The organism is Streptomyces sp. NPDC030840 (genome assembly GCF_055572015.1).
Window position 1 is genome coordinate 123,091 of sequence record NZ_JBVIEE010000011.1, and the last position, 11,698, is coordinate 134,788.

Consider the following 11,698-nt stretch of genomic DNA (forward strand, 5'->3'; position numbering starts at 1 on the left):
ACTGCGCGACAAGCCACGACGGTGGGAAAGCCACCCACAAACCTCAGGCACCCTCCACCCCCCGCCGGCCCCCGGAGGGAAAGGGCACGAGCCCGGTGCCCGGGAGTGGCGTCACTCCCCGGCACCGGGCTCCCGCCGTACCCCCGTTCGCCAAAGGCCACCAAAGGCCGGCGGCGGCTACTCCGTCGCGATCGCGTTCAGCACGTTCATCCGCCCCGCCCGGAACGCCGGGACCAGCGCCGCGAACAGTCCCACGAACGCCGAGCCCAGGAAGACCGCCGTGATCGTCGGCCACGGGATGTCCAGGACCTTCATGCCCTCCAGGGCGAGGAGCTGCTGGGCGGTCGCGCCCCAGCCCATGCCCAGGCCCAGGCCCAGCAGGGCACCGAAGAGGGCGATCACCACCGACTCCAGGCGGATCATGCGGCGCAGCTGACGGCGGGAGAGGCCGATCGCGCGCATCAGGCCGATCTCCCTCGTCCGCTCGACCACCGAGAGAGCCAGGGTGTTCACCACACCCAGGATCGCGACGATGATCGCCAGCGCGAGCAGACCGTAGATCATGTTCAGGAGCTGGCCGATCTGGTCCTTCAGCGCTTCCTTGTAGTCGGTCTGGTCGCGGACCTTGTACTGCGGGTAGTCGTCGAGCGCGGCCTTGAGCGACGTGTACGCGGCCGCCTCCTTGCCCTCCTTCGCCGAGGCGAAGAGCAGTGAGTCCAGCGGCATCTTGTCGGCGGGGACGTACTTGGCCATCGTGTCGATGGACGTGTACATCGCGCCCGCGTCGATGACGACGTCACTGCTGGTGATCGCGCGGACCGTCAGCTCGGCCGGTGCCCTGCCGTCCTTGAACGCGACCGTGATCGTGGAGCCGACCCTGACGCCGTGGTCCTTGGCGAATTCCTCGTGGACGGACATCGAGTCCGGCTTGTAGGCGTCCTTGAGATCTCCGGCGACCGTCTCGGTGCGCAGGTCCGTCGCGTACGACGGGTCGGCGGCCGTGATCGCGGTGTCCTTGAGGGTCTTGCCGTCGGGCGTGGTGAAGTCGGCCTCGGTCCACTTGTACTGGGTGACGCCGGTGAGGTCCTCGGCCGACTCCGCCGCCTTCACGGCCTGCGAGGTGATCAGCTGGCCGCTGTCCGACTGGATGATGAAGTCCGTGCCGACCGTCTTGTCCAGCTGGTCCGTCGCCGAGGCCACCATGGAGGAGCCCACGACAGACAGGCACGCCACCAGCGCCAGGCCGATCATCAGCGCCGCGCCCGTCGCCCCCGTACGCCGCGGGTTGCGCAGCGCGTTGCGCTCGGCCATCCGCCCGACCGGGCCGAAGATCCGCAGCACCAGGGCGCCGAGCACCCGCACCACACCGCTCGCGAGCACCGGACCGATGACGACGAAACCGATCAGCGACAGCACCACACCGCCGCCCAGCCACATCGAGCCCTCGCTCGCCTTGTCCGCCTGGGAGGCGAGGTAGAGGCCGTAGCCGCCGGCGCCCGTCAGGACCAGGCCCAGCACGGCCCGTACGACACCGGACCTGGCGTCGGCCGGAGCTCCCGCGTCCCGCAGCGCGGCCATCGGGGAGACCTTGCCGGCCCGTCGTGCGGGCAGGTACGCGGCGAGCACGGTGACCACGACGCCGAGCAGCAGGCCGACCACCGGGGTGGTCCAGGCGACGGTGAGGTCGTCCGTGGACAGGTTCATGCCCGTGGCGCCCATGAGCTTCATCAAGCCGATGGCCAGGCCCACGCCCGCGCCCACACCGAGGACCGAGCCGAAGACGCCGAGCAGCAGCGCCTCGACCAGCACGGACCGGTTGACCTGCTTGCGCGAGGAGCCGATGGCCCGCATCAGGCCGATCTCACGGGTCCGCTGGGCGACCAGCATCGAGAAGGTGTTGATGATCAGGAAGATGCCGACGAGGAAGGCGATCCCGGCGAAGCCGAGCATGGCGTACTTCATCACGCCCATGAAGTCGCCGACCTCCTCGGCGTTGGCGTCGGCGACCTCCTTGGCCGTCTGCACCTGGTAGCCGCCGCCCAGCGCCGAGGCGACGCTCTTCTTCAGCTGCGCGTCGCTGAAGCCGGAGGCCGCGGTGACGTTGATGTTGGTGTAGACGCCGGTCTCGCCGACCAGGGACTCCTGGGCGGTCTTCGTGTCGAGGTAGAAGATCGCGGCACCGGGGTTGGTGACCTGGAACTCGGCGATGCCGGAGATCTTCGCCCGGTGCGTGCCGACGGCCGTGATGACGCCGATCTCGTCGCCGAGCTTCAGGTCGTGCTTGTCGGCGGTGTCCGCGTCGACCATGATCTGGTCCGGCCCGCGCGGCGCCTGACCGGAGGAGATCTTCATGGTGCGGGCGTCGTTGGCGTTCCAGTTGCCGACGATGGTCGGGGCGCCGCTCGACGGCGAGAGGCTGTCCTTGTCGGCGTCGACGACGGTCACCGAGGTGGAGAACACCGTCCCCTCGGCCGACTTCACCCCGTCCGTCCCGCGCACCTCGCCCAGCACGGACGCGGGCATCACCGGCGGCTTGCCGTTGTCGGACTGCGTCTCACCGGTGTCCGAGGCGCCCTTGGCGCTGACCGTGACGTCGGAGGCCGTGGCCGCGAAGAGCTTGTCGAAGGTGGTGGACATGGTGTCGGTGAAGACCAGGGTCCCCGTGACGAAGGCCACCGACAGCAGGACCGCGATGGCCGACAGCGCCATCCGTCCCTTGTGCGCGAAGAAGTTGCGCAGGGAGGTTCTCATGACGGTCATGACGTGCGCCCCCGGGCGTCGAAGTCCTTCATGCGGTCGAGCACGGCCTCGGCGGTCGGCTTGTACATCTCGTCGACGATGCGGCCGTCGGCGAGGTACAGCACGCGGTCCGCGTACGAGGCAGCCACCGGGTCGTGGGTGACCATGACGATGGTCTGCCCGAGCTCGTCCACCGAACGACGCAGGAAGCCCAGCACCTCGGCGCCGGCCCGCGAGTCCAGGTTCCCGGTCGGCTCGTCACCGAAGATGATCTCGGGCCGGGCCGCCAGGGCGCGGGCCACGGCGACGCGCTGCTGCTGACCGCCGGAGAGCTGGGTCGGCCGGTGCTTGAGCCGGTCCGAGAGCCCGACGGTGTCCACGACCCGGCCCAGCCACGCCTTGTCCGGCTTGCGGCCTGCGATGTCCATGGGCAGGGTGATGTTCTCGAGGGCGTTCAGCGTGGGCAGCAGGTTGAACGCCTGGAAGATGAACCCGATCCGGTCCCGGCGCAGCTGCGTGAGCTTCTTGTCCTTGAGTCCGGTGATCTCGGTCTCGTCCAGGTAGATCTGACCGCTGGTCACGGTGTCCAGTCCGGCGAGGCAGTGCATCAGCGTCGACTTGCCGGACCCCGAGGGGCCCATGATCGCGGTGAACTGACCGCGGGCGATGTCCACGTCGACGTGATCGAGGGCGACGACACGGGTCTCTCCGGACCCGTACGCCTTCACGACCTGCCGCGCCCGCGCGGCAACGGCCGTAGTCCCTCCAGTGCCCCCGTGCCTGGTGATGGTCACAGCCGATGTCACGGTATGTCTCCTATGTCGGTCAGCAGATGAGAAGGACCTACTGAGGAAGCGAGTCCTGAGGAAGTGCTGGAAGCGAAGAGCGACGAGCGAAGTACTGCGAAGTACTGCGGTACGCCGACGATTCTGGCCCCCGAGGAAGGTCCGGCGCGCTGGTGCCGAGCCCCGTCCTGTGCTGAGGAAAACCCCACCCCCGAACCTGCGGTCCGTACGACCCCCGTACGCCCCGACCGCCCCCCAGCGGCGTAAAGCCAGGCTAAGGAAGGACCCTGCCCCCTCTCCTCCTCCGGCGGTACGAACCGGCCCCCAGCCCTAGTGCGGAGGTCCCCCTAGGGGATCTCCACCGACAGGTGGAGCGAATCTCGGGGTCCGGTCCGCCCACCGGCCCACCCAGCGTGCACCCTCCCGCTGCGTGAGGGTCAAGTGGCAAGCTGTGCCCGGCAGATAGGTGCAAGGGGAAAGGATTCCGGTGGGCGAGACCAGCGAGACCAGACCCGCGACACGCGACTCGGCTCAGCACCCCGGAACCGACAGACGCGGAGCCGTCGTCGCCGCGCTCATGCTGGCCATGGGCCTGGTCGCGCTGGACTCCACGATCGTGTCGACCGCCGTCCCCCAGATCGTCGGCGACCTCGGCGGCTTCTCGGTCTTCTCGTGGCTGTTCTCGGGCTACCTGCTGGCCGTGACGGTCACGCTCCCCGTGTACGGCAAGCTCTCCGACACCTTCGGCCGCAAACCGGTGCTGATCGCGGGAGCGGCCCTCTTCCTCCTCGGCTCCCTGCTCTGCGCCCTCGCCTGGAACATGGCCGCCCTCATCGCCTTCCGCATCGTGCAGGGCCTGGGCGGCGGCGCCCTCCAGGGCACGGTGCAGACGCTCGCCGCCGACCTCTACCCGCTGAAGGAACGCCCGCGCATCCAGGCCAGGCTCTCCACGGTGTGGGCGACCTCGGCGGTAGCGGGCCCGGCCCTCGGCGGGATCCTCGCGGCCTACGCCGACTGGCGCTGGATCTTCCTCATCAACCTGCCGCTCGGCGCGGTGGCGCTGTGGCTCCTGGCCCGCCACCTCCACGAGCCGCAGCGACGGACCGGCGGTCCACGCCCCCGTACCGACTGGGCGGGCGCGCTGACGGTGTTCGCCTGCGGGGGCGCCCTGCTGACGGCCGTGGTCCAGGGCGGGGTGGCCTGGCCATGGCTGTCGTGGCCTTCCCTCACCCTGCTGGGCACGGGACTTGCCCTGGTCGTGGCGTTGGTGGCCATCGAACGCCGGGCGGCCGAACCGATCATCCCGGGCTGGGTATGGCGCCGCCGTACGATCGCGGCGGTCAATCTGGCCCTGGGCGCGCTGGGGTTCGTGATGGTGGCCCCCACGGTCTTTCTCCCGACCTACGCGCAGTCGGTCCTGGGCCTGGCCCCGATCGCGGCGGGCTTCGTCCTGTCCGTGTGGACGCTGAGCTGGCCGGTGTCGGCGGCGCTGAGCCAGCACGTGTACCGCAGGATCGGCTTCCGCGACACGGCGATGCTGGGGATCGGTGCGGCGACGCTGATCCTGGCCGCGTTCCCGCTGCTGCCGTACCCGGGCGAGGCGTGGCAGCCGACGCTCCTGATGCTCCTGCTGGGCGCCGCCCTCGGCATCTTCCAACTCCCGCTCATCGTCGGCGTCCAGTCGACGGTCGGCTGGGCGGAGCGCGGCACCGCCACCGCCTCGGTCCTCTTCTGCCGCCAGACGGGCCAGACGGTGGGCGCGGCGATCTTCGGCGCCGTCGCCAACGGGGTGCTGGCCGCACGGCTGGGCGGCGCCGGCGACCTCGACGCGGTCACCCACGCCCTGGACTCGGGCGCCGCCCCGGACCACGTACGCCGAGCCGTGGCGGACGCGGTCCACGCGGTGTACCTGGGCGCGGCGGGGGCGGCGGCACTGGCGTTCGTGGCCCTCCTGCTGCTGGCGCCGCGGCGGTTCCCGGTCCTCAAGGACTGAGCTTTCTCACCGACAGAATGAGCCACATGGCCGTAGACGACGACACGGGCAAGGACGCGGCGTTCACACTCCCGCGAGGCGCCACGGGCTTCTTCCAGCCGAAGGACGGGCCACTACCGGAAACCGACCTGCGGACGTTCCGCGCGGCGCTGTACGCAGCCGCCCGGGCGGCCAAAGGCCGCGTGGGTGAGATGGAGGAACAGACGTACCCGCGTACGTTCCACACCGCGACGGTCGTCGAGGACACGGGTGAGTGCGTCATCCTGTGTCACGCCCACCACCCCTGGATCGCGTTCGCTCAGGAACGCCGGGAGTGGTACACCGAGGAGTTCCTCGCACCGCCACCGTGGGCCCATACCTTCGCCGACCAAGGGTTTGTCGTCCTTGACCGCGCGCGACTCACTCTGCCGCTCTCGGACATCGACACCTCGGTGCTCACCCGGGGCGAGTGGCGCGAAGTCCGCTCCTACGGCATCACCACGTTGGGCGGAGTCCTCTTCAACGCGTGGGACTGACAGTCAGCAGGGCTCCGGGCTCGACACCGGGCTACGAGCGTCGAGCTGAGAGGATGACGCGGACCGTAACAGCAGAAGGGGGACGATTGTGATCGTCATCTTGTCCGTCGTCGTCGTGCTCGCGCTCGCGGGGTGCGTGTGCGTGGTGTGGGCGTCGCGGGGCGGCCCGCGCTGGGTGCGTGCGGTGGCCGCCGTGACACTGGCGGCGGGCGAGGGGGTGCGCCGCGTCTCGATTCGCTCGAACCGGAGCGGCGGCTCGGACGGCTAGCGCAGGCCGACGGCCCCCGCGGTCGGTGTACTGACTCGCAACTCCCCGCACAGGAACGGTAAAGCGTACGGCGCACTCGGTGACTCGTCGTCAACACGGTGGGGTTCGTGGCGCGCCCTCCGGAAGGAGTTTGCGTTCCGCGGCGGTGTAGTCCCGGCCGACCGCCTTGCACAGGGTGTCGACCATGGCCTGCGGGCGCAGGTCCAGATCCTGGAACCAGCCGTCGCCGGCGATGATCAGTCGTTCGTCGCGCAGGGCGAAGTCGATGGCTGCCGACGTGGGGTGGTCGGCGAGCAGCAGCCCGCTCTCCAGATCCCAGAACTGCAGCTCGGCGTCCCTGCCGAAGGTGATCAGTGTCTCTTTCGTTCCGAAGCCGACGAGCCTGTCGACTCCGGCGCCGGTGGCCGCCAGCTCACGGCCGACCCGGACGCCCCGGTCCACATCCCACCGGCGGAGGAAGCCGTCCAGATGGGCCGACACCAGGTGTTTTCCGTCCGTGCTGAAGAGCAGAGGGGTATTGGCCGAGGATCCGTCCAGTGCCGAGCGGCTGTTCAGTGCGCCGACGGTCAGGGTGTGCAGGCGGGTACCGGTGCGGACGTTCCACAGTTCGACCGTCCCGGGCGTCGTCCCGGCGCTCGTCACGACCGCGACCTCGTACGGATGTGCCGGGCGTGCGCGCAACTGGCCGAAGGGGCTGAAGAGATCGGAGATCTGCTGGTCGGTCTTGCGCTCCATCTCGATGGGGGCTCCCACCCGTTTCCCCGTGGCGGCGTCCATGGTCAGCAGTCGGCCGTCGGTCGTCAGGACAGCGACCTCGCTGCCGCGGAGCGGCTCGACAGCCTCCACGCCCTTCTCTCTGGCCGGACGGTCCGTTTCCTCCCAGGAAAGGTCCACGCGTCTGTGGGGGTCGCGCGCCGCGAACGCCGCCAACCCCCCGCCGGGCTGCTCCAACAGGATCCACTGGGAGTCAGCCGTCCACGTCGGCTTGGATCGGTCGGAGGCGGTCCCCTCCAAGGGCACCCGCTCGCCTCTGCTGCCGCTGATGGTTCTGACGACCTCCAGGAACGTGTCCTGGACCTGTGCGACGTACGTGCCGTCGGGCGAGAGCGCTCCCCGTGCCGAAGTGTTCGCCGCGTTGAGTGTCGACACCTCCTTCACGGGGGTGGCCACGGCGGTCAGCAGGGCGTTCGTCGTGGGGACGACCACGGTGACGTTGCCGTCCGGGGCGGACACCGCGGCAAGCTTGGAATTGCACTCGGTGTACCTGGAAAGCCCGGGCATGGGTGTCCGGGTCCGGTAGGCCTCTCCGGTACGGAGTCGGATCAGGGTGAGTTCGCAGTAGGCGTCCGGTCGGGCCTGCTGCGCCAGCACGGCGAACTCGCCCGCCGCGTCGCTCGTGTGGACGTCGGCCCCCGAGGGCAGAGGCACCGCACGGCCGCGTGCCGGGCTCGCCGGACGGGCACGTGTGGTCGTTTCCGCGGCGGATGCCCCTCTCGTCTCCTCGACGAGCAGTTCACCGGCCCCCGCGATCACCGTGTGCCCGCCCGTCCTGGCGAACTTATGGACCTCGCGGCCCGTTTCCAGAGCGCGTATCACGGTCCTTTCGGCCCCCGCCGCCGAGTAGCCCGCCGTGAAGACGACATGGTCGGCGTCGGCCGTGAACGCGGCGTCATCCGGGTCGCCCGGCACCAGGTCCCGGGCGGTCGGCAAGGACCGACCGGAGGGGAGGTCCCAGGCGGAGACCACCGCGTGTCGGTCGTGGCCACCGGCCGCACCGGACCCGTCGTAGAACTTGAGCATCCGCAGCAAGCGCCGCCCGTCGCTGCTGTAGTCCAGGACGGTGCCGTTCACCTTGCGGCCCTTGCCGTCCTCGGACTTCAGGAGCCGAGGTTCTCCCTCGCCGGTGAGGTCCCAGACCCACACTCCGCGCACGCCGCCCAGGGCGTAGCTACGGCCGTCCGGGCTCAGGGCGCTGCTGAGATCTGTGGCGTCCGGGACTCCCCGCAGCCGCCGGTGCCGGGGGTGTTGATCGTGCAGACCGGTGATCACGGTGAACGCCGGATCCCCCTCCTCCTCGACCGAACGCACCACGATGGTCCCGCCGTCCGCCGTGATCTCCATGTCCTGGAACCGGCCCGGCCACAGCCCGAGATGGCTGCCCGAGAGCTGCTGTCCGCGGGCGTACTGGCGCAGTAGTACCGCATACGCCTCGGGTGTCGGATCGGCCCGCCACGCGGCCAGCGCGAACTGGATGGACAGGGCCGGTTCATTGGCCGCGTAACGGTCCGAGATGTCCGCGAGCAGCCGGGACGCCTGGGTCCGCAGCTGTTTCTGGACGTCCTTGCCTCTCTGCCAGACGCTGAAGCTGAGGCCTGTCGCCAGCAGTGACAGCACGGCAAGGCAGGCTGCCAGCATGCGCCAACGGCGGGTATTGCGCCGATGGTGGCGGCTGCTCTGCGTGATGTACGCGCGCTCGGCGTCGGTGATGTCCTCCGGCCGCCGCTCCAGCCACTCCGATGCCCTGGCCAGGACGCTGCCGCGCAGCAGCGCGCCCGGTTCTTCGCCCTGTTCGTGCCAGCGCCGGATGTCCTGGCGCAGTTGCTCCTGCCACAGCCTGAAGTCACGGGAGTCGACCAGCCACTGGTTCAGCCGGGGCCACAGAGCGGTCAGGGCCTGGTGGGCCAGGTCGACGATCTCCTCTCCGTCGGGAGCGTGGCCGAGGACCAGCAGCTTCGTCGAGCTCAGCCGCCGGGCGAGTGACCGCAGAGCCGGGTCGAGGTCAGCCATCCGGGCTGGTTGCCGAGAGAAGCCCCCGCTGTCGTCGGGGCGTGCCATCTGCGCGAACAGCCGCCGGACGAGTGTTTCCTCCTCGGCGGCGAGGTGGGGACGCAAGGAGTCCTCGGCGTAGCCGACCAGGGCCCCGGCGACGCCGCCCAGCGTGTCGTAGGCGGCGTGCGTGAGCATCGAACGGTCCCGCCGCTCCCACAGCCGGGTCAGGACGAACTCCACGAGCGGCATCCGCCCGGGCTCGTCTCCGGCGTCGGTGACGATCCGTTCGGGCAGTCCCGCCTCGAACCAGAGACCGGCCGCCGCCTCGACCGGGGCGGTGATCGCCCGGTGAAGTCCCTGGGCGGAAAGCGGGGCCAGGAACTGAGTGCCGCCGCCGCTCAGCACCTCGGCGGTCGCCGGCGTCACGAGGGTGTCGAGCGACTCCGGGCGGGCGGTGGCGACCACGCGCAACACCCGTTCCGCCGCGGGGTCCTGCCCTGAGCCGAGTGACATGAGCAACCGAAGCAATGCACGGGCGGCGGACGGCTCGGCAGCGGCGTACTCCTCCAACTGGTCCACGAAGAGGACGTGGCCGCCCTCGCCCGCGTGGGCGAGGATACGGGCTCCCAACTCGGCTCCGAGTCCGTCGAGCGAGTCGGCGACCGATGCGTTTCCCCGCTGCTGGGCGGACAGTAAGTCGGCCAGTTCAGCGGCCGCACGGAGGCGGTCGACCTCACCGAGGTCCGGCTCCAGTACGGGAACCACGGTGCGGGCCACGGCCGCGGCCGGGTCCACTCCGGGAACCGCGCGCAGTTCGGAGACCGTCAGGTGGTCGGCTCTGAGCCGGGGCAGCAGTCCCGCGCGGACCAGTGAGGACTTGCCGCAGCCTGAAGGGCCGACCACCAGGGTCAGCGGCTGACGGCCGACGGCTGCCACCAGCCGTTCCGTCTCCTCCTCCCGTCCGTGGAACAGGCCCGCGTCCGCCTCTGTGAAGGGGGCGAGTCCACGAAACGGGCAGCGGGGACGCAGAACGCTCTCGTCGACGAGGGACGCGGACGGAATCAGGTATGCGGTGGTCGAGTCGGCGCCCCGCTGCGCCGCCACCGTCATCCCGGCAACGCCGCCCTGCGCGTCGTCCCACACCGGAGAGCCGCTGAATCCCGGGGAGATCCGCTGCCCCGGGGCGGAGGTCTCCATTTGCAGCCAGCCCGCGCCCTGGCGGGCACGCAACGTGCCCGAGGCCCACACCCCGTGTTCGGAACCGCGGGGAAAGCCCATGACCCGGAACGAGTGGTCCCACACCTGGGTCCCGTCCACAAGTGGCACGGGGCGGGTGCCGGGAACCGGCCGCCGCAGTCGCAACAGGGCCACGTCTCCGGTGTCGTCGTCGTTGATCTGCCGCCAGGCCGCCACCTCGCAGTCACCACCGGGCACCGCCCCGGAGGCGTCCCGCAGCAGCGGGAACTCCACACGCACCGCGTCCGGCGGAGCCTCTGCGGGAGTCGTGGACAGACCCGTCGCCCGTGCTACGACGTGAGCGCAGGTGCACACGACGTCCGCGTCGATCAGGAACCCGGCACCGATCACGTCACCGGATGCGGAACGGACGCGGACGAGTGAACGCGCCAGGATCTCTTCCTCATGGACCGCTGCCACGGCTGTTCCTGCTACGCCATGCCTCCGGCCGGCCCCGCTCCCGGGCGTCCTCTGGCGCCCGGTGCGAAACCGGCGTCCCGGGACGCCATGCACCTCTCCGACGGAGCCTGCGCCAGGGATGCCGCCCAGCCGACGTGATCCCCCCTGCCGGACTCTCCACGGGAGGCTTCAACGCACCCACCGTCGCCGTCCGCAAGCCGTATCCCTGCGGAGTACGCCATCGACCGGCCCCCTCTCCAGGTGTCCATGTCACATTATGCGAACTCCCCGGAACCCGCGCCGTCTTCGTCGCGCAAGCCTGCCCCACGTCGGACACCACCGGGGCATGAACGCCGGCTCAATGCAGGGGGCGCCCACTCTGTCAGCTGTCGCAGCCGACGCCGTCTCCGTCGCGGTCGAGGTGTCTGCCGTAGCCGGGGTCCCCGCTGTGGACGGGCGCGGCACCGGCAGCGCGGGCTTCGGAGCAGTTCGAGTAGGAGACGTCGCCGCCACCCCCCGTACCGCCGCCTCCACTGGAGCCGCCGTCGTCGGCGGGTTCAGCGGTGACGGTCCTGGTGACCTTGACCTTCACCGTCTTGGTCGCTGTCACCGTCGGCGCGGCCTTCACCTTCGCCTCCGCCGTCTCGGTGGCCGTAGCCGTGACGGTGACGGTCGGATGGGGCTTGGCCGCGGTCGGCTTGGCGTCGGTGGTGGTCTCCTCGCCACCGGCACCGACGCCTATCCCGAGAAAGAACGCGAAGCCGATCGCGGGCAGCACATACCGCTTACGAGCCCACTTGGGTGCCGCTCGGGGCGGCTGCGGCATGGGTGCGGTGTACGGGTTGGTCATGTCGTCCCCCCTGGGTGTTACGGGTGGAGCGACCGTAGTTCCCAACGCTGCGATATGCACAGAGGTTGGAGAGTAAGTGATTATTTTGTGATTGTTGCGAATATGCAAGTATTTATGGCGATGACTGTCGCCTCTCGCCAGCAC

7 protein-coding genes are annotated in these 11,698 nt (G+C 70.1%); 3 read left to right on the top strand and 4 right to left on the bottom strand.

All coding sequences use genetic code 11. From position 1 onward, the window contains the following. Positions 1–177: 177 nt before the first annotated feature. Both ACZ49J_RS23940 and ACZ49J_RS23945 read right to left on the bottom strand, forming a co-directional pair. Entirely contained in the window at positions 178–2,760 is a 2,583-nt protein-coding gene (locus tag ACZ49J_RS23940) for an ABC transporter permease (RefSeq protein ID WP_467452632.1), read from the bottom strand. Further along, positions 2,757–3,545 (bottom strand): ABC transporter ATP-binding protein, encoded by a 789-nt coding sequence (locus ACZ49J_RS23945; RefSeq protein WP_467452631.1) that lies wholly within the window; start codon positions 3,543–3,545, stop codon positions 2,757–2,759. The genes ACZ49J_RS23940 and ACZ49J_RS23945 overlap by 4 nt, the downstream gene beginning before the upstream one ends. A gap of 466 nt (positions 3,546–4,011) precedes the next feature. On the opposite strand from ACZ49J_RS23945, the gene ACZ49J_RS23950 reads away from it, so the two are divergent. The 3 genes from ACZ49J_RS23950 (at position 4,012) to ACZ49J_RS23960 (ending at position 6,300) form a co-directional block, all read left to right on the top strand. Further along, on the top strand, positions 4,012–5,517 hold the full coding sequence (locus ACZ49J_RS23950) for an MFS transporter (protein ID WP_467452630.1): 1,506 nt from the start codon (positions 4,012–4,014) through the stop codon (positions 5,515–5,517). A gap of 26 nt (positions 5,518–5,543) precedes the next feature. Next, complete coding sequence (locus ACZ49J_RS23955; protein ID WP_467452628.1) at positions 5,544–6,032, top strand: hypothetical protein; 489 nt, start codon at positions 5,544–5,546, stop codon at positions 6,030–6,032. 85 nt (positions 6,033–6,117) lie between these two features. Then, complete coding sequence (locus ACZ49J_RS23960; protein ID WP_467452769.1) at positions 6,118–6,300, top strand: hypothetical protein; 183 nt, start codon at positions 6,118–6,120, stop codon at positions 6,298–6,300. A 90-nt stretch (positions 6,301–6,390) separates the two neighbouring features. On the opposite strand, the gene ACZ49J_RS23965 is transcribed toward ACZ49J_RS23960, so the two are convergent. Together ACZ49J_RS23965 and ACZ49J_RS23970 are read right to left on the bottom strand one after the other, a co-directional pair. After that, positions 6,391–10,725 carry an nSTAND1 domain-containing NTPase gene (locus ACZ49J_RS23965; RefSeq protein WP_467452627.1) on the bottom strand — a complete coding sequence of 1,445 codons (4,335 nt, stop codon included), beginning with the start codon at positions 10,723–10,725 and terminating at the stop codon, positions 6,391–6,393. A 361-nt stretch (positions 10,726–11,086) separates the two neighbouring features. Continuing rightward, entirely contained in the window at positions 11,087–11,554 is a 468-nt protein-coding gene (locus ACZ49J_RS23970) for an excalibur calcium-binding domain-containing protein (protein ID WP_467452626.1), read from the bottom strand. Positions 11,555–11,698: the final 144 nt, after the last annotated feature.

Coding starts and splice junctions, on each gene's coding strand:
- ACZ49J_RS23970 (WP_467452626.1), bottom strand. CDS start 11,554: ATGACCAACCCGTACACCGCACCCATGCCGCAGCCGCCCCGAGCGGCA.
- ACZ49J_RS23940 (WP_467452632.1), bottom strand. CDS start 2,760: ATGACCGTCATGAGAACCTCCCTGCGCAACTTCTTCGCGCACAAGGGA.
- ACZ49J_RS23955 (WP_467452628.1), top strand. CDS start 5,544: ATGGCCGTAGACGACGACACGGGCAAGGACGCGGCGTTCACACTCCCG.